The following is a 24638-nucleotide window of genomic DNA, read 5'->3' as shown; positions in this document are numbered from 1 at the left end:
GTCAGGGGGCCTCTCCTTCTCTGCGGGGGCCGGGGCCCGTGCAGGCGCTCGCCGAAGCGGGGTCAGTAGGCACCGCGGCCGCCGAAGACGGCGCCGACGGTGCGGCCGAGGATGGACACGTCCATCGGCACGGTCCAGTTGTCCACGTAGCGCAGGTCGAGGCGGACAGACTGCTCCCAGCTCAGGTCGGAGCGACCGCTGACCTGCCACAGCCCGGTCAGCCCGGGCCTGACCCGCAGACGCCGGAGGGCGGTGCCGTCGTAGGTCGCGGTCTCCTCCGGGAGCGGGGGCCGCGGGCCCACGAGCGACATGTCTCCGCGCACCACGTTCCACAGCTGGGGCAGCTCGTCGATGGAGTACCGGCGCAGGACCCGGCCCAGCGGCGTGACCCTGGGGTCCTGGCGCATCTTGAACAGGGTGCCGTTCCCGTCGCTGTGCTGGGCGAGGTCGGCCAGGCGCCGGTCCGCATCCGTCGTCATGCTGCGCAGCTTGTACATGGTGAACCGGCGCCCGTGCGCCCCCACCCGGGTCTGGCGGTAGAACGCCGGCCCGGGCGACGTCAGCCGCACCGCGAGGGCGGCCGGGACGAGCACCACACCGGCGCACAGCAGGAGGAGCGCGCCGGCGAGCCGGTCGATGACCGCCTTGGCCAGCAGCCGCCGCCGCGGCGCCCCGACCCGGACGCCGAGCAGAGGCATGCCGGCGGCGGGCTGCACGCAGATGCGGGACATCCCCACGTCGAGGAGGTTGGGCGCGACCAGGTACTGCACGTCGCAGTCCTCCAGCGCCCAGGACAGCTGCCGCAGCGCGGCCGCGTCCAGGCACGCCGCGGACACGACGACCGCCTCCGCGCCCGTCTCCCGCACGATCCGGGGCACGTCGGCGACGGTGCCCAGGAGCGGGACGCCGAGGCCCTCCGCGGGCGCCGGGGAGCAGACGCCGATCGGCGCGTAGCCGTGCTGGGCGCTCTCACGCAGCTCCGCCAGCAACGGCCCGAGGCGCTCGCCGTCCCCCACCACGATCGTGGGCCGGAGCAGGCGCCCGCGGCGCCGCGCCCTCCGCAGCGCGGCGCGCTGCGCGAGCCGGCCCGCGGCGATGGCCCCGAGGGTGACGGGCAGGGCGCCCAGGAGCAGCGGCCGGGGCAGCGCGGCCTCCGTGAGGTAGGCCACGGCGAGGACGAGGGCCGCCAGGATCACCCCGGCGCGGAAGATCGCGGCGAGCTCGCCCGGCCCCGAGCCGGCCGCGGCGGTCGCATACCCGCGGTGGAACGCGATGAGGGCGACGAGGACGGCGGCGGTCGCCGCGGCCACGGGAACCAGCGCCGCCATCTCGAGCACGCCGGCGCACACGACGGCCACGGCGACGACCGCGAGCACCGCGTCCAGCCCCACTGCCGCGACCTGGTAGGCGCGCGCCGCCGAGCGCCACGGCCGGCCGGCCCGCGCCGCCGGGCCCGCGAGCGTGCCGAGGCCGACGCGCAGCACCCGCCGCCGCACCCCGGGCGCGCGGCTGAGGGTCTCCTGGCGCCCTACCGTGACGGCCATGTCGCCGCCCCTGCCGCGCGGCGCGCGTCGACGAGTGCTGAGGCACCTGTCGACATGCTGCGCACGAGTTCCCTCCCAGACCGATGGTCCGGGGATCTGCACGGGCGCCGATGCCCGCCATCTCCTCCGGTCGTCGTTCTAGGCAACCAGGGCGATGCCGCTCGCGGGCGGGCCCGCAGGGATGATCAGCGCCTGAAAGCCCCGGGATGAGCCGGGTGAGGGACGTGGGGCGAGAGCGCGCTCCGGGGACTCGCCCAGGGTGAGGTAGACGGTCACCCGCAGGAGAGGGTGAGCCCGCCCGTCCTCGCTCAGTCGAGCGGGCTCACCCGGACGCCGAGCTCCGCGAGCCTCTCGGCTCCGCCGTCGGGCGCCGTGAGGACCCAGATCCCGCCCTCCCCCAGCGCGACGGTGTGCTCGAAGTGCGCCGCGCGGGAGCCGTCCAGGGTGATGACGGTCCAGTCGTCCTCGAGGACCACGTTGTCCGGGCTGCCGGCGGTGAGCATGGGCTCGACGCACAGGCACATGCCCGGCCGGAGCCGCGGTCCCTTGTCCCGCGCCCGGTAGTTGAGCACCTCGGGCGGCTGGTGCATGGCGGTGCCGATGCCGTGGCCGACGTACTCCTCGACGATGCCGAGCCGCACGCCCGCCGTGGCGGCGTCCTCGACCACGTCCTCGACGGCGTGGCCGACCGCGCCCACGTGGGTGCCCGTGGCGAGCGCGGCGATGCCGGCCCACATGGCGCGCTCGGTGACGTCGACGAGCGCCTGGTCCGCCTCGGTGCCCTGCCCCACCACGAGCGAGAACGCGGCGTCGCCGTGCCAGCCCGCGACGACGGCCCCGCAGTCGAAGGAGACGACGTCACCCTCTCGGATCACCCTGTCCCCGGGGATGCCGTGGACGATGACCTCGTTGACGGAGATGCAGGCCGTGGCGGGGAAGCCGTTGTAGCCCAGGAAGTTGGAGGTCGCCCCCGCCCGCTCGATGACGCCGGCGGAGACGGCGTCGAGGTCCGCCGTCGTCATGCCCGGCGCGACGGCCTCGCGCAGCGCCGCGTGGATGTCGGCGACGACGAGGCCGGCCCGGCGCATCGCCCGGACCTGCTCCGGCGTCTTGTACTCGATCTTCTCGCGGCCGAACATGGCTCTCCTCGAGGTGATGTGCGCCCGGCCCGCGCGGGTGGGCCGACGACGACGGCGCAGCCCGAGACCTCGGGCTGCGCCGGCGGGGGCTGTGGTTCTCAGTTCAGGTGGGGGGCGAGCGCGGTCATGATGCGCTCGGTGACCTCGTCGAGGCCGCCGATCCCGTCGACCTGCACGAGCAGCCCGCGGGCGGCGTAGGTGGCCGCGAGCGGCGCGGTCTGCTCGGCGTAGACCTCGAGGCGACGGCGGATGACCACCTCGGTGTCGTCGGGGCGCCCCTGCTCCTCGGCCCGCTTGAGGAGACGGGTGACGACCTCGTCGGTGTCGGCCGTGAGCTCGACGACGGCGTGGAGGCGCTGGCCGTCGGCGCTCAGCATGCCCTCGAGCTCGTCGACCTGGTCCGCCGTGCGGGGGTAGCCGTCGAGCAGGAAGCCGTCGGCGGCGTCCGGCTGCGCGAGGCGGTCGCGGACCATGGCGTTGGTGACCTCGTCGGGGACGTACTCCCCCGCGTCCATGTAGCGCTGCGCGCGCTTGCCCAGCTCGGTCTGCTCGGCCACGTTGGCGCGGAAGATGTCGCCCGTGGAGATCGCGGGGATGCCGAGGCGGTCCGAGAGCCGGGCGGCCTGGGTGCCCTTGCCGGCCCCGGGCGGACCGAGGAGGACGAGTCGTGCGCTCATCGCAAGAACCCTTCGTAGTGACGCTGCTGGAGCTGGGAGTCGATCTCCTTGACGGTCTGGAGACCGACGCCGACGACGATGAGGATCGAGGTGCCGCCGAAGGCCAGCTGCGTGATGTTCATCTGGGCGAAGACGATCGTGGGGATCAGGGCCACGACCGCCAGGTAGATGGCGCCGGAGGTGGTGATCCGGGAGATGACGTACCGCAGGTACTCGGCGGTGGGCCGCCCGGCTCGGATGCCGGGGATGAACCCGCCGTACCGCTTCATGTTGTCCGCGACCTCGTCGGGGTCGAACGTGATCGACGTGTAGAAGTACGCGAAGAACAGGATGAGGACCGCGTAGATCGTGATGTAGATCGCGGACTGCGGGTTGGCGACGTGCGTGACGATCCACTGCACCCAGCTCGCCGACTGGTCGCCGAACTGGGCCGCCAGGGTGGGCAGCGCGAGCAGCGAGGACGCGAAGATCACCGGGATGACGCCGGCCATGTTGATCTTGATCGGGATGTACGTGGAGGACCCGCCGTACATCCGGCGCCCGACCATGCGCTTGGCGTACTGGACGGGGATGCGCCGCGTCGACTGCTCGACGAAGACGACGAGTAGCGTGATCACCAGGACGAGGCCCAGGATGATGAGGAACTTCGCCACCCCGCCGGCGCCCCCGGCGATGGAGAACATGGCCGACGGGAAGCTCGCCGCGATCGACGTGAAGATCAGCAGCGACATGCCGTTGCCGACGCCGCGCTCGGTGATGAGCTCGCCGAGCCACATGACGAGGCCGGTGCCGGCCGTCATGGCGACGATCGTGATGAGGAGGCTGAGCGGGGAGTCGTTCGGGATCGGCGGCGTGGCGCAGCCCGGGAAGAGCCCGTTGTTCGCGACCGTGACGATGACGGCGGACTGCAGGACCGCCAGGAAGATCGTCAGGTAGCGGGTGTACTGCGTCAGCTTCGACTGCCCGGCCTGGCCCTCCTTGTGGAGGTCCTCGAAGCGAGGGATGACCACGCGCATCAGCTGGATGATGATGCTCGCCGTGATGTACGGCATGATCCCGAGCGCGAAGACCGACAGCTGCAGCAGTGCGCCGCCGCTGAAGAGGTTAACCATCCCCAGGAGGTCACCGGTGCCGGCCGAGGCGAGGCACTGCTGGACGTTGGCGTAGGAGACGCCCGGGGCGGGGACGAACGTCCCCAGCCGGAAGAGGGCCATGATGCCCAACGTGAACAGCAGCTTGCGCCGCAGGTCAGGCGTGCGGAACGCCTGGGCGAATGCGCTGAGCAATGGTCCTCCTGGTACTTCGGGCCCCTGTACACGGGGGCGGGGCCGGCTCGGGCGTGCGGGGCGCCGCACGGGCCGCCGGTCAGACTACCCTGGTTGCGCCGCCGCCCGGCTCCGCCGCGGGGGGGGCGGCTCGGGCGGGGCGCGCACGCGCGCGGGGACGACGACGCGGGCGGCCCGGCATCAGCCGGACCGCCCGCGCACGGACTCACCTGGCGGAGATTGCCCCGCCGGCGGCCTCGATCTTCGACTTCGCCGACGCGGACCACGCGTCGACGGCGACCTCGAGCTTGACGCCGAGCTCACCGCTGCCGAGGACCTTCACCAGCTGGCCGGAGCGCACCGCGCCCTTGGCCACGAGGTCCTCGACGGTGACGGAGCCACCCTCGGGGTACAGCGCGCCGAGCTTCTCCAGGTTGACCACCTGGTACTCGACCCGCGCCGGGTTCTTGAAGCCGCGGAGCTTGGGCAGCCGCATGTGCAGCGGCATCTGCCCACCCTCGAAGCGCTCCGGCACCTGGTAGCGGGCCTTGGTGCCCTTGGTGCCGCGGCCCGCGGTCTTGCCCCTCTTGCCGCCCTCACCACGACCCACGCGGATCTTGGTGGACTTGGCGCCGGGGGCCGGACGCAGGTGGTGGACCCGGAGCACCGGGGCGGACGCCGCGGTCTCGTTGGTCTTCGTGCTGTCAGCCATGGTCAGTCGACCTCCTCGACGGTGACGAGGTGCGCCACCGTCGTGATCATGCCGCGCGTCTCGGGGTTGTCCTCGCGCACCACGGTGTGGCTGATGCGCTTGAGGCCCAGCGAACGCAGCGTGTCACGCTGGTTCTGCTTGCCGCCGATGACGGACTTGGTCTGGGTCACCTTGAGCTTCGCCATCATGCACCTGCCCCGGCGGTCGCGGTGGCCTTGACCTCGCGGTCCTTGGCCTCGCCCTCGGCGCGCGCCCGCAGCAGCGCGGCCGGGGCCACGTGCTCCAGGGGCAGGCCACGGCGGGCGGCCACGGCCTCCGGCTGCTCCAGCATCTTCAGCGCCGCCACGGTCCCGTGCACGATGTTGATCGCGTTCGTGGAGCCGAGGGACTTGCTGAGGACGTCGTGGATCCCGGCGCAGTCGAGGACGGCGCGCACGGGCCCGCCGGCGATGACACCGGTACCCGGGGACGCGGGACGGAGGAAGACGACTCCGGCCGAGGCCTCGCCGGTCACGGCGTGCGGGATGGTCCGCTGGACGCGGGGAACGCGGAAGAAGTTCTTCTTGGCCTCCTCGACGCCCTTGGCGATCGCCGCGGGCACCTCCTTGGCCTTGCCGTAACCCACGCCGACGGTGCCGTCGCCGTCGCCCACCACGACCAGCGCGGTGAAGCTGAAGCGGCGACCACCCTTGACGACCTTGGACACGCGGTTGATCGTCACCACGCGCTCGATGTACTGGCTCTTCTCCTCGGCCCCGCGACGGTTGTCGCGACGGTCGTTGCGGCGGCCGTCGCCGCGGCCCTTGCCGCCCTCACCCGTCCCGGCGGCGCCTGCCCCGGTGCCCGTGGCGGGACCAGAGCCGGTCCTGCTTCGCTGCGGTGCAGCCATCAGATGTTCCTCTGCTCTCGTTCGGTCTGCGTGGTCACAGGGTCAGACCACCCTCGCGGGCACCATCGGCCACCGCCGCAACCCGCCCGTGGTACTTGTTGCCGCCGCGGTCGAACACGGCGAGCTCCACGCCCTGGGTCTTGGCGCGCTCGGCGACGAGCTCGCCGACCCGGCGTGCCTTGGCGGTCTTGTCGCCGCCGTCGGCGCGGAGGTCGGCCTCGAGAGTCGAGGCCGAGACCAGCGTGCGGCCGGTCGTGTCGTCCACGAGCTGGGCGACCATGTGCCGGCTGGACCGGGTGACCACCAGACGGGGACGCTCCGACGTACCGGAGATGCGCTTGCGCAGCCGCATGTGACGGCGCGTGCGGGCAATCGTCTTGCCCTTGCCCTTGATCGAGATAGCCATCGGTTACTTACCAGCCTTTCCGGCCTTGCGGCGGACCTGCTCGCCGGCGTAACGCACACCCTTGCCCTTGTACGGCTCGGGCTTGCGGATCTTGCGGATGTTGGCCGCGACCTCACCGACCTGCTGCTTGTCGATGCCGGAGACCGAGAACTTGGTCAGGCCCTCGACCGCGAAGGTGATGCCCTCGGGGGCGGTGACGTGCACCGGGTGCGAGAAGCCGAGCGCGAACTCGAGGTCCGAGCCCTTCGCCTGCACGCGGTAACCGGTGCCGACGATCTCGAGCGCCTTGGTGTAGCCCTGGGTGACGCCGGTGACCAGGTTGGCCAGCAGCGTGCGGGTGAGGCCGTGGAGCGAGCGCGACTCGCGCTCGTCGTTCGGACGCGTCACCACGAGGGCGCCGGCGTCGTCACGGGTCACGGTGATGGGCGCGGCCACCGTGTGGCTGAGCGTGCCCTTGGGGCCCTTGACCGTCACGATCGCTCCGTCGATGGTGACATCGACGCCAGCGGGGACCGGGACGGGGACCTTACCGATTCGGGACATGGTCTTACTCCTCCGTTTCCCTGGTCACCAGACGAAGGCGAGGACTTCCCCGCCAACGCCCTTGTTGTGAGCCTCGCGGTCGGTGAGCAGACCGGAGGACGTGGACAGGATTGCCACACCGAGGCCACCGAGGACCCGGGGCAGGTTGGTCGACTTCGCGTAGACGCGCAGTCCGGGCTTGGACACGCGGCGGATGCCGGCGAGCGAGCGCTCGCGGTTCGGGCCGAACTTGAGGTCCAGGGTCAGCTTCTTGCCGACCTCGGCGTCCTCGACCTTCCATGCGGCGATGTAGCCCTCGGACTTGAGGATCTCCGCGATGTTGGCCTTGAGCTTCGAGTACGGCATGGTCACCGTCTCGTGGTACGCCGAGTTGGCGTTACGCAGACGCGTGAGCATGTCTGCGATGGGGTCAGTCATAGTCATCGGGCTTCTGCCCTTCCTCGTCGTGGTTTCCTCGCGGGACCTGCGACGTAGTGGTTACCAGCTGGACTTGGTGATGCCCGGCAGCTGCCCGGCGAGAGCCATCTCGCGCAGGCAGATGCGGCACAGCCCGAACTTGCGGTACACGGAGTGCGGACGTCCGCAGCGCTGGCACCGGGTGTATGCACGGACCGCGAACTTCGGCTTGCGGTTCGCCTTCTGGATGAGAGCGGTCTTCGCCATCTCAGCCCTCCTGGAAAGGGAAGCCCAGGCGGCGCAGCAGCGACCGCCCCTCTTCGTCTGTAGTGGCCGAGGTGACGACCGTGATGTCCATGCCGCGCACGCGGTCGATGTTGTCCTGGTCGATCTCGTGGAACATCGACTGCTCGGTCAGACCGAACGTGTAGTTGCCGTTGCCGTCGAACTGCTTCGGGGAGAGCCCCCGGAAGTCGCGGATACGCGGCAGCGCGAGGGAGAGCAGGCGGTCGAGGAACTCCCACATGCGGTCCCCGCGCAGCGTGACGTGCGCGCCGATCGGCTGGCCCTCGCGAAGCTTGAACTGCGCGATGGACTTGCGTGCCTTGGTGACCTGCGGCTTCTGGCCCGTGATCAGGCTGAGGTCGCGGATGGCGCCCTCGATCAGCTTCGAGTCGCGCGCTGCGTCGCCGACGCCCATGTTGACCACGATCTTGGTCAGGCCGGCAACCTCGTTGACGTTGGGGTGGCTGAACTCCTCGCGGAGCTCGGCCACGATCGTCTCGCGGTAGCGCTGCTTGAGTCGCGGCGCCTGGATGGTGGTGGTCTCGCTCATGCTCAGATGTCCTTACCGGAGCGCTTGGCCACGCGGACCCGCACGGTGCGGCTCCGGCCATCGCGCTCGACCGTCTCGCTGCGGGAACCGACCCGGGTGCCCTTCTTGGTCTCCGGGTCGACCAGCATCACGTTGCTGACGTGGATGGGGGCCTCGATCGTCTCGATGCCGCCCGTGCGCGCACCGCGGCTGGACTGGCCGACCTTGGTGTGCTTCTTCACGCGCTGGACGCCCTCGACGACGAGACGGTCGTTGTCACGGTCCATCTCGAGGACACGGCCCTGCTTGCCCTTGTCACGCCCGGAGATGACGACGACGAGGTCGCCCTTCTTGATCTTCGACATGTCAGAGCACCTCCGGCGCCAGAGAAATGATGCGCATGAACTTCTTGTCGCGCAGCTCGCGGCCCACGGGGCCGAAGATGCGCGTCCCGCGGGGCTCGCCGTCACCCTTGAGGATGACTGCCGCGTTCTCGTCGAACTTGATGTACGAGCCGTCCGGGCGACGCCGCTCCTTGGTGGTGCGGACGACGACCGCCTTGACGACGTCGCCCTTCTTCACGTTGCCGCCGGGGATGGCGTCCTTGACGGTGGCGACAATGGTGTCGCCGATGCCGGCATAGCGCCGGCCGGAGCCGCCGAGCACGCGGATGCAAAGGATCTCCTTCGCCCCGGTGTTGTCGGCGACCTTCAGCCGCGACTCCTGCTGGATCATTCGATGTACTCCTGTCGTCGTACCGGTTCTCGACCGAGTCGAGCCTGGCCGAACGGATGGTGGGCTTTTGAGGCCTGGGTTACTTGGCCTTCTCGAGGATCTCGACCACGCGGTAACGCTTGGTCGCCGACAGCGGCCGGGTCTCCATGATCAGGACCAGGTCACCGGTACCGACCTCGTTGTTCTCGTCGTGCGCCTTGACCCGCTCGGTGCGGCGGATGACCTTGCCGTAGACCGGGTGCTTGACGCGGTCCTCGACCTCGACCACTACGGTCTTGTTCATCTTGTCGCTGACCACGTAGCCGCGACGGGTCTTGCGCAACGCGCGCTCCTCGCCGCCCGTCGTGGGGGCGCTCTGGTTCTCGCTCACTGGGGCCTCGTTCACTTCTCGGTGCTGGGCGCGGTACGGATGCCCAGCTCGCGCTCGCGCACGATCGTGTAGATGCGGGCGATGTCCCGGCGCACAGCCTTGAGCCGCCCGTGGTCCTCGAGCTGGCCGGTCGCTGCGGAGAACCGCAGGTTGAACAGTTCTGCCTTGGCCTTGTCGAGCTCCTGGGCCAGGCGGTCGTTGTCCATGCCGTCCAGGTCCACGGGGCTAAGACCCTTGGTTCCGATGGCCATCAGCCTTCACCACCCTCACGACGCACGAAGCGAGTCTTCATGGGGAGCTTGTGCTGCGCGCGGCTCATGGCCTCACGCGCCAGCGACTCCGGGACCCCGGCCAGCTCGAACATGATCCGGCCGGGCTTGACGTTGGCGATCCACCACTCCGGGGAACCCTTACCGGAACCCATGCGGGTCTCGGCAGGCTTCTTCGTCAGCGGGCGGTCGGGGAAGATGTTGATCCACACCTTTCCACCACGCTTGATGTGACGGGTCATGGCGATACGAGCGGCCTCGATCTGACGGTTCGTGACGTACGCAGGCTCGATGGCCTGGATGCCGAACTCGCCGAAGGAGATCGTCGTGCCACCCTTGGCCACGCCGCGACGCGTGGGGTGGTGCTGCTTGCGGTGCTTGGTCCGCCGAGGGATGAGCACGGCTCAGGCCTCCGTTCCGGTGGTGGCCGAGGCGGCGTCGGCGGCGGGGGCGCTGGGCGTCCCCGCGGCTGCCTGTGCCGGAGCCTCCTGCGTGCGGGACTCGCCACCGCGGCCGGCGCCCTCGCGGCGGGGCGCGCCACGGCGCTCTCCACCACGACCGCGCGGGGCCCGGTTGGCGGAGTCTGCCTGCTCGCGGGCGTACTCCTTCTCGGTCACGTCACCCTTGTAGATCCACACCTTCACACCGATGCGGCCGAAGGTGGTGCGGGCCTCGAAGAACCCGTAGTCGATGTTCGCGCGGAGCGTGTGCAGCGGCACGCGCCCCTCGCGGTAGAACTCCGAGCGCGACATCTCCGCGCCGCCGAGGCGACCGGCGCACTGCACCCGGATGCCCTTGGCGCCGGCGCGCTGCGCGGACTGCATGCCCTTGCGCATCGCACGACGGAAGGAGACACGGCTCGCGAGCTGCTCGGCGACACCCTGGGCGACCAGCTGGGCGTCCATCTCGGGGTTCTTGACCTCGAGGATGTTCAGCTGGACCTGCTTGCCGGTCAGCTTCTCCAGCTCGCCGCGCAGGCGGTCGGCCTCCGCGCCGCGACGCCCGATGACGATGCCCGGGCGGGCGGTGTGCAGGTCGACGCGCACGCGGTCACGGGTGCGCTCGATGTCGACCTTGGAGATGCCTGCGCGCTCCAGCCCGGCGGACATGAGGCGACGGATCGCGACATCTTCGCGGACGTAGTCACGGTAGCGCTGGCCAACCTTGGTGCTGTCGGCGAACCAGTGCGAGCGGTGATCGGTGGTGATGCCGAGCCGGAATCCGGTCGGGTTGACCTTGTGACCCACTAGCGGGTCCTCCCCTTCGTGCCGGCGGCCTTCTTGGCCGCGCCGTTGGTCTCGGCCTCGCCCACCACGACCGTGATGTGGCTCGTGCGCTTGAGGATCTGGCTGGCCCGGCCCTGGGCGCGCGGCCGGAACCGCTTCAGGGTGGGACCCTCGTCCACGTAGGCCTCGAGGACGACGAGGTTGCCCTCGTTGAACGCCTCGCTGGCCTGCTCGGCCTTGACCCGTGCGTTGGCCATCGCGCTTTCGACGACCTTGCGCACGGTCTCCGCCGCCGCCTGCGGGGCGAACCGCAGAACTGCCACAGCCTCCTCGGCGCGCTTGCCGCGGACGACGTCCACGACACGGCGAGCCTTCTGGGGCGTGACGCGGACGAATCGCGCCTGCGCCTTGGCTTCCATGTTCCTGCCTTACTTATCTGATCGGTGTGCTCGGGTGGAAGGCTCGCCTAGCGGCGGCGGGCCTTGCGGTCGTCCTTGTCGTGCCCGCGGTAGGTGCGGGTCGGGGCGAACTCCCCGAGCTTGTGGCCGACCATCGACTCGGTGACGAAGACCGGGACGTGCTTGCGCCCGTCGTGCACCGCGAAGGTGTGCCCCAGGAAATCGGGGGTGATCACGGACCGACGGGACCAGGTCTTGATGACGTTCTTGGAGTCCTTCTCGTTAGCGGCGTCCACCTTCTTCTGCAGGTGGTCGTCGACGAACGGACCCTTCTTCAAACTGCGCGGCATGTCGTCGCCCTCTCCCTATCAGCGCTTCTTGCCGGTACGGCGACGGCGCACGATGAGCTTGTCGCTCGGCTTGTTCGGACGGCGGGTGCGGCCCTCGGGCTTGCCCCAGGGGCTGACCGGGTGGCGGCCACCGGAAGTCTTGCCCTCGCCACCACCGTGCGGGTGGTCGACCGGGTTCATGACCACACCACGGACGGTCGGGCGCTTGCCCTTCCACCGCATGCGGCCGGCCTTGCCCCAGTTGATGTTCGACTGCTCGGCGTTGCCGACCTCGCCGATGCTGGCGCGGCAGCGTGCGTCGACGTTGCGGATCTCGCCGGAGGGCATCCGCAGCTGCGCGAACTTGCCCTCCTTCGCGACGAGCTGCACGGACGTGCCGGCCGACCGGGCGATCTTCGCGCCGCCACCGGGCTTGAGCTCGATGGCGTGGATGACCGTACCGACCGGGATGTTGCGCAGCGGGAGGTTGTTGCCGGGCTTGATGTCAGCCCCGGCGCCGTTCTCGATGCGGTCGCCCTGCTTCAGCTTGTTCGGCGCGATGATGTAGCGCTTCTCGCCGTCGGCGTAGTGCAGGAGCGCGATGCGCGCGGTGCGGTTCGGGTCGTACTCGATGTGCGCGACCTTCGCCGGCACGCCGTCCTTGTCGTGACGACGGAAGTCGATCACGCGGTAGGCGCGCTTGTGGCCACCGCCCTTGTGACGGGTGGTGATCCGACCGGTGGAGTTACGGCCACCGGTCTTTGTCAGCGGGCGGACCAGCGACTTCTCCGGCTCGGACCGGGTGATCTCGACGAAGTCAGCCACGCTCGAACCGCGGCGGCCCGGCGTCGTCGGCTTGTACTTACGGATTCCCATGGGTGTCGATCCTCAATCTTCTCTGGCAGACCGGCGTCAGCCGGCCACCTCGCCAAAGATGTCGATGGTGCCCTCGCGCAGCGTGACGATCGCGCGCTTGGTGTCCTTGCGCTTGCCAAGACCGAACTTGGTGCGGCGAGACTTGCCCGCACGGTTCAGCGTGTTCACCGAGGACACCTTCACCTCGAAGATCTTCTCGATGGCGTTCTTGATCTCGGTCTTGTTCGAGCGGGGGTCCACCTCGAAGGTGTACTTGCCGCCGTCGATCAGGCCGTAGCTCTTCTCGGAGACGATCGGCTTGATGATGATGTCGCGGGGGTTCTTGCTCGCCTCGACGCTCACTTCGACTCCTCCTCGGCCACCGGTGCGCCGCCGATGAAGGCAGCGAGGGAACCGGCGGTGAACACGACGTCGTCGTTGACCAGGACGTCGTAGGTGTTGAGCTGGTCGACCCACAGCAGGTGCACGGCCGGCACGTTGCGCAGGCTCAGCACGGTCAGCTCGTCGGTGCGCTCGATGACGACGAGCGCGGTGCGCTCGGCGACGACGTTCCTAAGCGCGGCGAGGGCGGCAGCGGTCCGCGGCGTCTCGCCCGAGACGAGCGAGCTGACCACGTGCACGCGGCCGGCGCGGGCCCGGTCCGACAGGGCCCCGCGCAGGGCGGCGGCCTTCATCTTCTTGGGCGTGCGCTGGCTGTAGTCACGCGGCTGCGGGCCGTGGACGACGCCACCACCGGCGAACTGCGGGGCGCGGGTCGAGCCCTGACGGGCGCGGCCGGTGCCCTTCTGCTTGTAGGGCTTGCGTCCACCACCGCGGACCTCGCCGCGGGTCTTGGTGGAGTGCGTGCCCTGACGCGCGGCGGCGAGCTGAGCCACGACGACCTGGTGGATGAGCGGGACATTCGTCTGGACGTCGAACATCTCGGCGGGGAGGTCGGCGCTGCCGGCCTTCGCGCCCGAGGCGTCGAGCACGTCGACGGTCTGCGTGGTGGCCATGAGGCTCACGCCCCCTTCGCGGCAGTACGGACCACGACGACGCCGCCCTTGGGGCCGGGCACCGCACCGGTGACGAGGAGGAGACCTCTCTCGGCATCGACGGCGTGGATCGTGAGGTTCTGGGTGGTGTGCTGGTCATGCCCCATGCGACCGGCCATCTTCAGGCCCTTGAACACCCGCGAGGGCGTCGAGGCGTTACCGATGGAGCCCGGCTTGCGGTGGTTCTTGTGCGAGCCGTGCGAGGCCCCCACACCGTGGAAGCCGTGGCGCTTCATACCGCCCGCGAAGCCCTTGCCCTTGGTCGTACCGGAGACGTCGACCGTGGTGCCGGCCGCGAAGGCCTCCACCGTGATCTCCTGGCCGAGGTTGTACTCGGAGGCGTCGCTGGTGCGGATCTCGGCCACGTGACGGCGTGGGGTGACCCCGGCCTTCTCGAAGTGGCCCTTGAGGGGCTGGGTGACCTTGCGAGGGTCGATCTGGCCGAAGGCGAGCTGGACGGCGCTGTAGCCGTCCACGTCCGGGGTACGCACCTGCGTCACCACGTTGGTGCCCACCTGGACGACCGTGACTGGCACGAGGCGCCCGGCCTCGTCCCAGACCTGGGTCATGCCGAGCTTCGTGCCGAGCAGCGCCTTGACGGCGGTGCCAGCAGCCTGCTGGGAAGTCGTAGTCATTACAGGGTCCTCAGAGCTTGATCTCGATGTTGACGTCGGCCGGCAGGTCGAGTCGCATGAGCGAGTCGACGGCCTTCGGCGTCGGGTCGACGATGTCGATGAGCCGCTTGTGCGTGCGCATCTCGAAGTGCTCGCGGCTGTCCTTGTACTTGTGGGGCGATCGGATGACGACGAAGACGTTCTTCTCCGTCGGCAGCGGCACCGGGCCCACGACCGTCGCACCAGCGCGAGTCACCGTGTCGACGATCTTGCGCGCCGAGCTGTCGATGACTTCGTGGTCGTAGGACTTGAGCCGGATGCGGATCTTCTGTCCCGCCATGGCGTCGTCTAACCTCTCTCGTACCGCTACCTGTACCGACCCCCGCACTCGGGCGTGTCGCTTTTTGCGGCAAACCCGACCGGGTACCCCGGTACGGGGCTGGTCGTTGTGATGCTTGTGGGACCGGGCGGTGGCGCCCGTTCCAGCAGTCGTGACGCCTGAGGCCTAACCCCAGGCAACCGGACTAGTCTGCCAGAACGACAGGCGCATGGCCAATCGGGACCTACCCCTCGCGGTGAGAGGCCAGTCACTTCCCGGCAGGTGCGCGACCGCGCAACCCGGCTCCGCCACATTACCAGCCCGCGACACCAAGCGGCGACCCCCCGGGCGGATCGGCCGCTGTGAGGCTGCACACCGCGACGTCGCGTAGCCGCCGACGTCGGCGGGGGGCCCCGCGGGCTCGGGCGCCTGCTCCCCGGCAGCTGCCGGCGTCGGCGTCCGCGTCGGCGTCGGCGTCCGCGTCGGCGTCCACGTCCGCGTCGGCGTCCACGTCCGCGTCGGCGTCCACGTCCGCGTCGGCGTCCACGTCCGCGTCGGCGTCCACGTCCGCGTCGGCGTCCACGTCGGCGTCGGCGTCGGCGTCGGCGTCGGCGTCGGGCCCAGTGGACTCGGCCACCGGCTTCGAGGTCGAGCGGCGCGGTGGCCGGCTCCGTTCCGCCCGTCCCCGCGATGCAGAAGCCTTCGTACGGACTATCCGTACGAAGTTTCCCCGTTAGTGGTCTCCACTGGCTCGTTAGTGGTCTCCACTGGCTCGGTGCCCTCAGAGCCGGCGCGCAGGCCGCCCCACGCAACAGATTTCCGATGGGACCGGCACCTCATCAGCTCGGCGACGCTCAGGACCGCCCCCGGGGTACATCCGTCAGGTGTCTGCCGGAGGTACCCCGCGGTCAGCAGGCCGGCGCCCGGCGTAGCCATGCCCGGCGGGCCGCCGCCACTGCCAATCGCTCCTCCGCGGCTAGTCCCTGCCGCCCACCCGGCCACACCGCTCCAGCGGTTCCCCGACGCCGAAAGCTTCGTACGGATTATCCGTACGAAGGTTTCCCTTTGGCCAATGCCGCGGGCCGGTCGCCGTCAGTGCCAAGCCGCCTGGTCAGCCCGCGCAACAGGTCTTCGATGGGACCCGCACCCGGTCAGCTCCGTGAGGCACTCGGAACCGCGCGGGGGTACATCCGTCATGTCCTGCTGGATGCCCCCGGGACACGCATGCCCGGCGCGGGTGCAGCCACGCGCGGCGCACTCCGGTTCCCCCAGCGTCGGCAGCTCGGAACGCCGAAGGGCCCGGCAGCTCTGGGAGCTGCCGGGCCCTTCCGGTCCTGCTGTGCCGGCCTGGCCGGCGGCCGGGGTCGCCCCCGGCGGGGAGTCACTTGATGATCTTGGTGACCCGGCCCGAGCCGACGGTGCGGCCACCCTCGCGGATGGCGAAGCCGAGGCCCTCCTCCATGGCGATCGGCTGGATCAGTTCGACCGTCATCTCGGTGTTGTCGCCGGGCATGACCATCTCGGTGCCCTCGGGCAGCGTGATGACGCCGGTGACGTCGGTGGTGCGGAAGTAGAACTGCGGGCGGTAGTTCGAGTAGAACGGGTTGTGACGCCCGCCCTCGTCCTTGGCCAGGATGTAGACCTGACCCTCGAAGTTGGTGTGCGGGGTGATCGAGCCCGGCTTGCAGACGACCTGCCCGCGCTCGACCTCCTCGCGCTTCGTGCCGCGCAGCAGCAGACCGACGTTCTCGCCGGCGTCGGCGGTGTCGAGCAGCTTCCGGAACATCTCGATGCCGGTGACGATCGTCTTCTGCTTCTCCGGGTGGATGCCGACGATCTCCACCTCCTCGTTGACCTTGAGCTGACCGCGCTCCACACGACCGGTCACGACGGTGCCGCGGCCAGTGATCGTGAAGACGTCCTCGATGGGCATGAGGAAGGGCTTGTCGATGTCGCGGACCGGGTCCGGCACGTTCTCGTCGACGGCCTCCATGAGGTCCTCGACCGACTTGACCCACTCCGGGTCGCCCTCGAGCGCCTTGAGCGCGGAGACGCGGACCACGGGCACGTTGTCGCCGTCGAAGCCCTGGCTCGACAGCAGCTCGCGGACCTCCATCTCGACGAGCTCGAGGATCTCCTCGTCCTCGACCATGTCGGACTTGTTCAGCGCCACCAGGAGGTAGGGAACACCCACCTGGCGGGCGAGCAGGACGTGCTCGCGGGTCTGGGCCATCGGGCCGTCGGTCGCCGCGACCACCAGGATCGCGCCGTCCATCTGGGCGGCACCGGTGATCATGTTCTTGATGTAGTCAGCGTGACCGGGCGCGTCAACGTGCGCGTAGTGGCGCTTCTCCGTCTGGTACTCAACGTGCGAGACGTTGATCGTGATACCGCGCTGGCGCTCCTCGGGAGCGTTGTCGACCTGGTCGAACGGCGTGAACGTGTTCAGGTCCGGGTACTTGTCAGCCAGCACCTTGGAGATGGCAGCGGTCAGCGTCGTCTTACCGTGGTCGACGTGACCGATCGTGCCGATGTTGACGTGCGGCTTGGTCCGCTCGAACTTGGCCTTCGCCACTGGGGTCCTCCTGGGACTTGGGTAGTTGTCTCTCAGCTCTAGCAGGGGCGTGGCTGCTCCTGCCTGGGCGGATGCGATCCTACGGGTCGGTTATGGGTTACTTGCGGGTCGACCTGTGGGACTCACTCGCCCCGGGTCTTCTTGATGATCTCCTCGGCGACGTTCCGAGGAACCTCCGAGTAGCTGTCGAACTGCATCGAGTACACCGCGCGCCCCTGGGTCTTGGACCGCAGGTCGCCGACGTAGCCGAACATCTCCGACAACGGCACGAGAGCACGGACGACCTTGACGCCGCTCGCGTCCTCCATCGACTGGATCATGCCACGGCGGGAGTTGAGGTCGCCAATGACGTCACCCATGTACTCCTCGGGCGTACGCACCTCGACGTCCATCATCGGCTCGAGCAGGACGGGGTCCGCCTTGCGGACACCCTCCTTGAGCGCCATGGAGCCGGCGATCTTGAAGGCCATCTCGGAGGAGTCGACCTCGTGGTAGGCGCCGTCGAGCAGGGTGGCCTTGACGCCCACGAGCGGGAAGCCCGCGAGGACACCGCCCTGGAGGGCGTCCTGGACGCCCGCGTCCACGCTGGGGATGTACTCGCGCGGGACGCGGCCACCGGTGACCTTGTTGTCGAACTCGTACAGCTCGCCCTCGGTGGTGTCCAGCGGCTCGAAGGACATCTGGACCTTGGCGAACTGGCCGGAGCCACCGGTCTGCTTCTTGTGCGTGTAGTCGAGCTTGTCCACCTTGCGGCGGATCGTCTCGCGGTAGGCGACCATCGGCTTGCCGACGTTCGCCTCGACCTTGAACTCGCGGCGCATGCGGTCCACGAGGATGTCGAGGTGGAGCTCGCCCATGCCGCCGATGACGGTCTGGCCGGTCTCGTCGTCCAGCTTGACGGTGAAGGTGGGGTCCTCCTCCGCCAGCTTCTGGATCGCCGTGCCCAGCTTCTCCTGGTCGGCCTTGGTCTTCGGCTCGATGGCCACGTGGATGACCGGCTCGGGGAAGGACATCGACTCGAGGACCACCGGCGCGTCGAGGGCGCACAGGGTGTCACCGGTGGTGACGTCCTTGAGGCCGATGAACGCGTAGATGTGGCCGGCGTGGGCCTCCTCGATCGGGTTCTCCTTGTTGGAGTGCATCTGGAACATCTTCCCGATGCGCTCCTTCTTCCCCTTGGTCGAGTTGAGCACCTGCACGCCCTGGGCCACCTTGCCGGAGTAGACCCGGATGTAGGTGAGCTTGCCGAAGAACGGGTGCGTCGCGACCTTGAAGGCGAGCGCGGAGAAGGGCTCCTTCTCGTCGGGGTGGCGCTCGACGATCTTCTCCTCGTCACCCAGCGCGTGGCCGTGGATGGCGCCGACGTCGAGGGGCGTGGGCAGGTAGTCGATCACGGCGTCGAGCATGGGCTGGATGCCCTTGTTCTTGAACGCCGAGCCGCAGAAGACCGGGTAGGCCTGGCTGGTGATGGTCATGATGCGGACACCGCGCTTGATGTCCTCGATCGTGAACTCCTCACCACCGAGGTACTTCTCGAGCAGCTCCTCGTCGGCCTCCGCGACCTGCTCGATGAGCTTGGCGCGGTACTCCTCGGCCTTGTCCTTGAGGTCGGCGGGAATCTCCTCGACCTCGTAGTCCTCGCCGATCTTCACCTCGCCGCGCCAGGTGAGCGCGCGCATGTTGACCAGGTCGACGACGCCGGTGAAGTCGTTCTCCGAGCCGATGGGCAGCTGCATGACGAGCGGGGTCGCCTTGAGGCGGTCCTCGATCGTCTTGATGGTGAAGTAGAAGTCCGCGCCGAGCTTGTCCATCTTGTTCACGAAGCAGATGCGCGGGACGTTGTACTTGTCCGCCTGGCGCCACACCGTCTCGGACTGGGGCTCCACGCCCTCCTTGCCGTCGAAGACCGCGACGGCGCCGTCGAGCACGCGCAGGGAGCGCTCGACCTCCACCGTGAAGTCCACGTGGCCGGGGGTGTCGATGATGTTGATCTGGTTGTCTTTCCAGAAGCAGGTGGTGGCCGCGGAGGTGATGGTGATCCCGCGCTCCTGCTCCTGCTCCATCCAGTCCATCGTCGAGGCGCCGTCGTGCGTCTCGCCGATCTTGTAGTTGATCCCGGTGTAGAACAGGATCCGCTCAGTCGTCGTCGTCTTGCCGGCGTCGATGTGCGCCATGATGCCGATGTTGCGGACCTTGGTCAGGTCGGTCAGCACGTCAAGTGCCACGTGGAGCTCTCTTCGGTCGTGTCGGAACGTAAGGACAGGTGCGGACTACGCCGTTGAACTACCAGCGGTAGTGCGCGAAGGCCTTGTTGGACTCGGCCATCTTGTGCGTGTCCTCGCGGCGCTTCACGGCGGCACCGAGGCCGTTGGAGGCGTCAAGGATCTCGTTCATCAGGCGCTCGGTCATCGTCTTCTCGCGGCGCGAGCGCGCGTAGTCGACGAGCCACCGCAGCGCGAGGGTCGTCTGGCGCACCGGACGGACCTCGATCGGCACCTGGTAGGTCGCGCCACCGACGCGGCGCGAGCGCACCTCGAGGGAGGGGCGGACGTTCTCCAGCGCGCGCTTGAGCACGACGGCCGGGTCGCTGTCCGTCTTGTCGCGGACACCCTCGAGGGCGCCGTAGACGATGCGCTCGGCGGTGGACTTCTTGCCGTCCGTGAGCACGCGGTTGACCAGCTGGGTCACGACCGGGGAGCCGTAGACCGGGTCGACGACGAGCGGACGCTTCGGGGCGGGGCCCTTACGAGGCATTACTTCTTCTCCTTCTTGGCGCCGTAGCGGCTGCGGGCCTGCTGGCGGCCACGGACACCCTGGGTGTCGAGCGCGCCGCGGACGATCTTGTATCGCACACCCGGCAGGTCCTTCACACGACCGCCGCGCACCAGCACGATGGAGTGCTCCTGGAGGTTGTGGCCGACGCCGGGGATGTATGCGGTGACCTCGACGCCGCTGGACAGGCGCACGCGGGCGACCTTGCGAAGAGCCGAGTTCGGCTTCTTCGGGGTCGTGGTGTACACGCGGGTGCACACACCGCGACGCTGCGGGCTGCCCTTGAGGGCCGGCGTCTTGGAAGTCCCGACCTTGACGCTGCGGCCCTTGCGGACCAGCTGCTGAATCGTGGGCACTACGTCTCCGTCTCGAAGTTCTTAGCTGTTCGATGTTTCTGCTCGCCCGACCATGGGGTCGACCGGCCCGGACCGCTGGGACGGCCCGTCCAGGCTCGCTCCCCTTGCCCCCGTTGTCGGGCGTGTCGCCCAGCGGCGGACACCTGAGGCCAGCCACCCGCGAAGGGGACGGACACTGGTTGCAGCTGGCGAGGACGCCTGCGGGCACCTCACTGCGCAGCGTTGTCACTGCCGGCGCGAGAGGCGCACACACGAGAGCCCGTTGTCGCGGGCACCGCCGACCAGACTACTCCGGGGCCGTTTCCCTCGTCAAAGCGTAGGAGAGCGCAGCGGCGTGGTCTGCACCACGCCGGTGGCGCTGGATGGTAGTCCGCTCGCCGTCGGGGCGAGCGGGATGGCTGACGCCGGACACGCGGCGGGGCCGTGAGGGTGACCCCACGGCCCCGCCGTCATGCGCGTGACGTCAGCGGAACTCCAGCCCGTAGGTGTCCGGACCGAAGTCCAGCTCCTCGAGCAGGATCGAGTCGCCCGTCCCCGTGGCGGGGGCGAAGTCGATGTCGCTGTAGCCCATGCGGCTGAACGCCTGGGCCTTGGCCTCCTCGGTCGGCTCCACGACGACCTCGTGGTAGCGGGGCAGGCCCGTGCCGGCCGGGATGAGCTTACCGAGGATGACGTTCTCCTTCAGGCCGAGCAGCGGGTCACGACGGCCGCTCATGGCCGCCTCGGTGAGCACCTTCGTCGTCTCCTGGAAGGAGGCGGCGGAGAGCCACGAGTCGGTGGCCAGCGAGGCCTTCGTGATGCCCATCAGCTCCGGGCGTCCGGCGGCGGGGGCGCCACCCTCGGAGACGACGCGGCGGTTCTCGTCCTCGAACCTGGTGCGCTCCATGAGCTCACCGGGCAGGAGGCGGGTCTCGCCGGGCTCGAGCACGGTCACGCGCCGCAGCATCTGCCGCACGATGACCTCGATGTGCTTGTCGTGGATGTCCACGCCCTGCGAGCGGTAGACCTCCTGGACCTGCTCCACCAGGTGCTTCTGCGTGGCGCGCGGGCCGAGGATGCGCAGGACCTTCTTCGGGTCCACGGCGCCGGCGATGAGCTGGCGGCCCACGGCCACGTGCTCGCCGTCCTCCACCAGCAGGCGCGCGCGCTTGGTCACCGGGTAGACGGCGTCCTCCTGCCCGTCGTCGCGGGTGATGACGAGCTTGCGCGTGCGCTCGGAGTCGTCGACCTTGATCCGGCCGGCGGCCTCGGCGATCGGGGCCTCACCCTTGGGGGTACGGGCCTCGAACAGCTCCTGGACACGCGGCAGGCCCTGGGTGATGTCCTCCGCGGAGGCGGCTCCACCGGTGTGGAAGGTACGCATGGTCAGCTGCGTGCCGGGCTCACCGATGGACTGGGCCGCGATGATGCCGACGGCCTCGCCGATGTCCACGAGCAGGCCGGTGGCCAGCGAGCGGCCGTAGCACTTCGCGCACGTGCCGACCCGCGACTCGCAGGTGAGCACGGAGCGCACCTTGACCTCGGTGACACCCGCCGCGATGAGCTTGGCGATGACCACGTCACCCGCGTCGTCGCCGGCGTGGGCGAGGACGTTGCCGTCCGCGTCCTTGACGTCGGTGGCGATGGTGCGGGCGTAGACGCTCGTCTCGACCGTGTCGGCGCGCACGAGGTTGCCCTCGGCGCCCTCCACGGCGATCGTCTGCGTCAGGCCCATGCGGGTGCCGCAGTCGTCCTCGCGGACGATGACATCCTGGGAGACGTCCACCAGGCGGCGGGTGAGGTACCCGGAGTCGGCGGTCCGCAGGGCGGTGTCGGCCAGGCCCTTGCGGGCACCGTGGGTGGCGATGAAGTACTCGAGCACCGACAGGCCCTCGCGGTAGTTGGACTTGATGGGGCGAGGGATGATCTCGCCCTTCGGGTCCGCCACGAGGCCACGCATACCGGCGATCTGACGCACCTGCATCCAGTTACCACGAGCACCGGAAGAGACCATCCGGAAGACGGTGTTGCGCTCGGGGAAGTTCTCCCGCATCGCGACGTCGACCTCGTTGGTGGCCTGGGTCCAGATGTCGATGAGCTCCTGACGGCGCTCGTCGTCGGTGATCAGACCGATCTCGTACTGGTCCTGGATCTTGGCGGCCTCGCCCTCGTACTTCTCGAGGATGTCGGCCTTGGCGGCCGGCGCGACGACGTCGGAGACGGCGATGGTCACGCCCGAGCGGGAGGCCCACTTGAAGCCGGCCTCCTTGAGCGCGTCCAGGCTGGCCCCGACCTCGACCTTGGGGTACCGCTCCGCCAGGTCGTTGACGATCGACCCGAGCACCTTCTTGTCGACCACGCCGTTGATGTACGGGTAGTCCACCGGCAGGAGCTCGTTGAACAGGGTCCGGCCCAGGCTGGTCTCGAGGAGGACCGGGTCCCCCTCCTCCCAGCCCTCGGGCGCGACCCAGCCGGCCGGCGGCACGAGGCCGTCGAAGCGGATCTTGACGACGGCGTTGATGTCCAGCGAGCCGGCGTCGTAGGCCATGATGGCCTCGGCGACCGACGCGAAGGAGCGGCCGGCGCCCTTGGCGTCCTCGCGGTCCGACGTCAGGTGGAACAGGCCGATGATCATGTCCTGGGTGGGCATGGTCACCGGGCGGCCGTCCGACGGCTTGAGGATGTTGTTGCTCGAGAGCATGAGGATGCGGGCCTCGGCCTGCGCCTCCGCGCTCAGGGGCAGGTGCACGGCCATCTGGTCGCCGTCGAAGTCGGCGTTGAACGCGCCGCAGACGAGCGGGTGGAGCTGGATGGCCTTGCCCTCGACCAGCTGGGGCTCGAACGCCTGGATGCCGAGGCGGTGCAGCGTGGGCGCGCGGTTGAGCAGCACAGGGTGCTCGCGGATGACCTCCGAGAGCACGTCCCACACCTGCGGGCGGGAGCGCTCGACCATGCGCTTGGCCGCCTTGATGTTCTGGGCGTGGTTGAGGTCCACGAGCCGCTTCATGACGAAGGGCTTGAAGAGCTCGAGCGCCATCTGCTTGGGCAGGCCGCACTGGTGCAGCTTGAGTGTGGGGCCCACCACGATGACCGACCGGCCGGAGTAGTCCACGCGCTTGCCGAGCAGGTTCTGGCGGAACCGGCCCTGCTTGCCCTTGAGCATGTCCGAGATCGACTTGAGGGCGCGGTTGCCCGGGCCCGTCACCGGGCGCCCGCGGCGGCCGTTGTCGAACAGCGCGTCCACGGACTCCTGGAGCATGCGCTTCTCGTTGTTGACGATGATCTCCGGCGCGCCCAGGTCCAGGAGCCGCTTGAGGCGGTTGTTCCGGTTGATGACGCGGCGGTACAGGTCGTTCAGGTCGGACGTGGCGAACCGGCCGCCGTCGAGCTGGACCATGGGGCGCAGGTCCGGCGGGATGACCGGGACGCAGTCCAGGACCATGCCCATGGGCGAGTTGCCGGTGCTCAGGAACGCGTTGACGACCTTGAGGCGCTTGAGCGCCCGGGTCTTGCGCTGCCCGGTCCCGGTGGCGATGGTCTCGCGCAGGGACTCCCCCTCGGCCTTCAGGTCGAAGGTCTCGAGGCGCTTCTGGATCGCCTCGGCGCCCATGGAGCCCTTGAAGTAGATGCCGTAGCGGGCGTTGAGCTCGCGGTAGAGCATCTCATCGCCCTCGAGGTCGCCGACCTTGAGGTTCTTGAAGCGGTCCCAGACGCGGTCGAGCCGGTCCAGGTCCTGCTCCGAGCGCTTGCGGATCTGCGTCATCTCGCGCTCGGCGGACTTGCGCACCTTCTCGCGGGCGTCCGCCTTGGCGCCGGACGCCTCGAGCTCGGCGAGGTCGGCCTCGAGGCGCTGCGCGCGGGTCTCGATGTCCGAGTCGCGCTTCGTCTCGACCTGCTTCTTCTCCAGGTCCATCTCGTTCTGGAGCGAGGGCAGGTCCTCGTGACGACCCTCGTCGTCGACCTCGGTGATCATGTAGGCCGCGAAGTAGATGACCTTCTCGAGGTCCTTCGGGGCCAGGTTGAGCAGGTACCCCAGGCGTGAGGGCACGCCCTTGAAGTACCAGATGTGCGTGACGGGAGCGGCGAGCTCGATGTGGCCCATCCGCTCACGGCGGACCTTCGAGCGGGTGACCTCAACGCCGCAGCGCTCGCAGATGATGCCCTTGTAGCGCACGCGCTTGTACTTGCCGCACGCGCACTCCCAGTCGCGGGTAGGGCCGAAGATCTGCTCGCCGAAGAGGCCGTCCTTCTCCGGCTTCAGCGTGCGGTAGTTGATCGTCTCGGGCTTCTTGACCTCACCGTGCGACCATTCGCGCACGTCGGCTGCCGTCGCGAGGCTGATGTGCAGCTGGTCGAAGACATTGACGTCGAGCAAGGGTTCCTACTTCCTCCGGTAGAACA

General features: G+C 69.2%; 31 protein-coding genes. All 31 read right to left on the bottom strand.

From position 1 onward, the window contains the following. Positions 1 to 62: 62 nt before the first annotated feature. A complete protein-coding gene (locus EJK16_RS19225) occupies positions 63 to 1544 on the bottom strand; it encodes a sugar transferase (RefSeq protein WP_127132302.1) in 1482 nt (493 codons plus the stop codon). A 308-nt stretch (positions 1545 to 1852) separates the two neighbouring features. Continuing rightward, positions 1853 to 2683 (bottom strand): type I methionyl aminopeptidase, encoded by an 831-nt coding sequence (gene map, locus EJK16_RS19220; protein ID WP_127132300.1) that lies wholly within the window; start codon positions 2681 to 2683, stop codon positions 1853 to 1855. Positions 2684 to 2781: 98 nt separating this feature from the next. Continuing rightward, on the bottom strand, positions 2782 to 3360 hold the full coding sequence (locus EJK16_RS19215) for an adenylate kinase (protein ID WP_127132298.1): 579 nt from the start codon (positions 3358 to 3360) through the stop codon (positions 2782 to 2784). Continuing rightward, positions 3357 to 4646: a preprotein translocase subunit SecY gene (secY, locus tag EJK16_RS19210; protein ID WP_127132296.1), complete on the bottom strand. Its 1290-nt coding sequence runs from the start codon at positions 4644 to 4646 to the stop codon at positions 3357 to 3359. Before secY ends, EJK16_RS19215 begins: the two co-directional genes overlap by 4 nt. A 205-nt stretch (positions 4647 to 4851) precedes the next feature. Beyond that, complete coding sequence (gene rplO / locus EJK16_RS19205) at positions 4852 to 5337, bottom strand: 50S ribosomal protein L15 (protein WP_127132294.1); 486 nt, start codon at positions 5335 to 5337, stop codon at positions 4852 to 4854. Between the two features lie 2 nt (positions 5338 to 5339). Continuing rightward, positions 5340 to 5522: a 50S ribosomal protein L30 gene (gene rpmD / locus EJK16_RS19200; RefSeq protein WP_127132292.1), complete on the bottom strand. Its 183-nt coding sequence runs from the start codon at positions 5520 to 5522 to the stop codon at positions 5340 to 5342. Then, entirely contained in the window at positions 5522 to 6226 is a 705-nt protein-coding gene (gene rpsE / locus EJK16_RS19195) for a 30S ribosomal protein S5 (RefSeq protein ID WP_127132290.1), read from the bottom strand. The genes rpmD and rpsE overlap by 1 nt, the downstream gene beginning before the upstream one ends. A gap of 34 nt (positions 6227 to 6260) precedes the next feature. After that, on the bottom strand, positions 6261 to 6632 hold the full coding sequence (gene rplR, locus EJK16_RS19190; RefSeq protein WP_127132288.1) for a 50S ribosomal protein L18: 372 nt from the start codon (positions 6630 to 6632) through the stop codon (positions 6261 to 6263). Between the two features lie 3 nt (positions 6633 to 6635). Further along, positions 6636 to 7175, bottom strand: coding sequence for a 50S ribosomal protein L6 (gene rplF, locus EJK16_RS19185; RefSeq protein ID WP_127132286.1), 540 nt, complete (start codon positions 7173 to 7175; stop codon positions 6636 to 6638). 24 nt (positions 7176 to 7199) lie between these two features. Beyond that, positions 7200 to 7598 carry a 30S ribosomal protein S8 gene (gene rpsH, locus EJK16_RS19180; RefSeq protein WP_127132284.1) on the bottom strand — a complete coding sequence of 133 codons (399 nt, stop codon included), beginning with the start codon at positions 7596 to 7598 and terminating at the stop codon, positions 7200 to 7202. A 54-nt stretch (positions 7599 to 7652) separates the two neighbouring features. Continuing rightward, positions 7653 to 7838, bottom strand: a complete 186-nt coding sequence (locus tag EJK16_RS19175) for a type Z 30S ribosomal protein S14 (RefSeq protein WP_110852541.1) — start codon at positions 7836 to 7838, stop codon at positions 7653 to 7655. A 1-nt stretch (position 7839) separates the two neighbouring features. Then, positions 7840 to 8406 carry a 50S ribosomal protein L5 gene (gene rplE, locus EJK16_RS19170; RefSeq protein ID WP_127132282.1) on the bottom strand — a complete coding sequence of 189 codons (567 nt, stop codon included), beginning with the start codon at positions 8404 to 8406 and terminating at the stop codon, positions 7840 to 7842. 2 nt (positions 8407 to 8408) lie between these two features. Then, positions 8409 to 8750: a 50S ribosomal protein L24 gene (gene rplX / locus EJK16_RS19165; protein ID WP_127132280.1), complete on the bottom strand. Its 342-nt coding sequence runs from the start codon at positions 8748 to 8750 to the stop codon at positions 8409 to 8411. A 1-nt stretch (position 8751) separates the two neighbouring features. Further along, positions 8752 to 9120, bottom strand: a complete 369-nt coding sequence (gene rplN / locus EJK16_RS19160) for a 50S ribosomal protein L14 (RefSeq protein ID WP_127132278.1) — start codon at positions 9118 to 9120, stop codon at positions 8752 to 8754. A 79-nt stretch (positions 9121 to 9199) separates the two neighbouring features. Next, positions 9200 to 9490 carry a 30S ribosomal protein S17 gene (gene rpsQ, locus EJK16_RS19155; RefSeq protein ID WP_304999956.1) on the bottom strand — a complete coding sequence of 97 codons (291 nt, stop codon included), beginning with the start codon at positions 9488 to 9490 and terminating at the stop codon, positions 9200 to 9202. 11 nt (positions 9491 to 9501) lie between these two features. Further along, positions 9502 to 9741, bottom strand: coding sequence for a 50S ribosomal protein L29 (gene rpmC, locus EJK16_RS19150; RefSeq protein WP_127132276.1), 240 nt, complete (start codon positions 9739 to 9741; stop codon positions 9502 to 9504). Further along, the gene (gene rplP, locus EJK16_RS19145; protein WP_127132274.1) at positions 9741 to 10160 is read right to left on the bottom strand and encodes a 50S ribosomal protein L16; all 420 of its coding nucleotides are present in this window, start codon (positions 10158 to 10160) and stop codon (positions 9741 to 9743) included. The genes rpmC and rplP overlap by 1 nt, the downstream gene beginning before the upstream one ends. 3 nt (positions 10161 to 10163) lie before the next feature. Next, positions 10164 to 11006, bottom strand: a complete 843-nt coding sequence (rpsC, locus tag EJK16_RS19140; RefSeq protein ID WP_127132272.1) for a 30S ribosomal protein S3 — start codon at positions 11004 to 11006, stop codon at positions 10164 to 10166. Beyond that, a complete protein-coding gene (gene rplV / locus EJK16_RS19135; protein WP_127132270.1) occupies positions 11006 to 11404 on the bottom strand; it encodes a 50S ribosomal protein L22 in 399 nt (132 codons plus the stop codon). The genes rpsC and rplV overlap by 1 nt, the downstream gene beginning before the upstream one ends. A gap of 47 nt (positions 11405 to 11451) precedes the next feature. Further along, positions 11452 to 11733 carry a 30S ribosomal protein S19 gene (rpsS, locus tag EJK16_RS19130; protein ID WP_127132268.1) on the bottom strand — a complete coding sequence of 94 codons (282 nt, stop codon included), beginning with the start codon at positions 11731 to 11733 and terminating at the stop codon, positions 11452 to 11454. A gap of 18 nt (positions 11734 to 11751) precedes the next feature. After that, positions 11752 to 12588 carry a 50S ribosomal protein L2 gene (rplB, locus tag EJK16_RS19125; protein WP_127132266.1) on the bottom strand — a complete coding sequence of 279 codons (837 nt, stop codon included), beginning with the start codon at positions 12586 to 12588 and terminating at the stop codon, positions 11752 to 11754. A 36-nt stretch (positions 12589 to 12624) separates the two neighbouring features. After that, the gene (rplW, locus tag EJK16_RS19120; RefSeq protein WP_127132264.1) at positions 12625 to 12930 is read right to left on the bottom strand and encodes a 50S ribosomal protein L23; all 306 of its coding nucleotides are present in this window, start codon (positions 12928 to 12930) and stop codon (positions 12625 to 12627) included. Continuing rightward, a complete protein-coding gene (rplD, locus tag EJK16_RS19115; RefSeq protein WP_127132262.1) occupies positions 12927 to 13583 on the bottom strand; it encodes a 50S ribosomal protein L4 in 657 nt (218 codons plus the stop codon). Before rplD ends, rplW begins: the two co-directional genes overlap by 4 nt. Positions 13584 to 13588: 5 nt before the next feature. Further along, complete coding sequence (gene rplC, locus EJK16_RS19110; protein ID WP_127132260.1) at positions 13589 to 14257, bottom strand: 50S ribosomal protein L3; 669 nt, start codon at positions 14255 to 14257, stop codon at positions 13589 to 13591. Between the two features lie 10 nt (positions 14258 to 14267). Further along, a complete protein-coding gene (gene rpsJ / locus EJK16_RS19105; protein ID WP_006502853.1) occupies positions 14268 to 14576 on the bottom strand; it encodes a 30S ribosomal protein S10 in 309 nt (102 codons plus the stop codon). Between the two features lie 292 nt (positions 14577 to 14868). Next, positions 14869 to 15192: a hypothetical protein gene (locus EJK16_RS19100; RefSeq protein WP_127132258.1), complete on the bottom strand. Its 324-nt coding sequence runs from the start codon at positions 15190 to 15192 to the stop codon at positions 14869 to 14871. A gap of 744 nt (positions 15193 to 15936) precedes the next feature. Further along, positions 15937 to 17130, bottom strand: a complete 1194-nt coding sequence (gene tuf, locus EJK16_RS19095; protein WP_127132256.1) for an elongation factor Tu — start codon at positions 17128 to 17130, stop codon at positions 15937 to 15939. 122 nt (positions 17131 to 17252) lie between these two features. Continuing rightward, entirely contained in the window at positions 17253 to 19355 is a 2103-nt protein-coding gene (fusA, locus tag EJK16_RS19090) for an elongation factor G (protein WP_127132254.1), read from the bottom strand. A gap of 58 nt (positions 19356 to 19413) precedes the next feature. Next, a complete protein-coding gene (gene rpsG / locus EJK16_RS19085) occupies positions 19414 to 19884 on the bottom strand; it encodes a 30S ribosomal protein S7 (protein WP_127132252.1) in 471 nt (156 codons plus the stop codon). Further along, positions 19884 to 20258 (bottom strand): 30S ribosomal protein S12, encoded by a 375-nt coding sequence (gene rpsL, locus EJK16_RS19080; RefSeq protein WP_127132250.1) that lies wholly within the window; start codon positions 20256 to 20258, stop codon positions 19884 to 19886. Before rpsL ends, rpsG begins: the two co-directional genes overlap by 1 nt. A gap of 463 nt (positions 20259 to 20721) precedes the next feature. Then, a complete protein-coding gene (locus tag EJK16_RS19075) occupies positions 20722 to 24612 on the bottom strand; it encodes a DNA-directed RNA polymerase subunit beta' (protein WP_127132248.1) in 3891 nt (1296 codons plus the stop codon). Between the last annotated feature and the right edge of the window lie 26 nt (positions 24613 to 24638).

The organism is Georgenia sp. SYP-B2076 (assembly GCF_003991205.1).
Classification (GTDB): Bacteria; Actinomycetota; Actinomycetes; order Actinomycetales; family Actinomycetaceae; genus Georgenia.
Note: the sequence above shows the minus strand (reverse complement) of the source record. Positions and strands in the feature narration are given on the sequence as shown.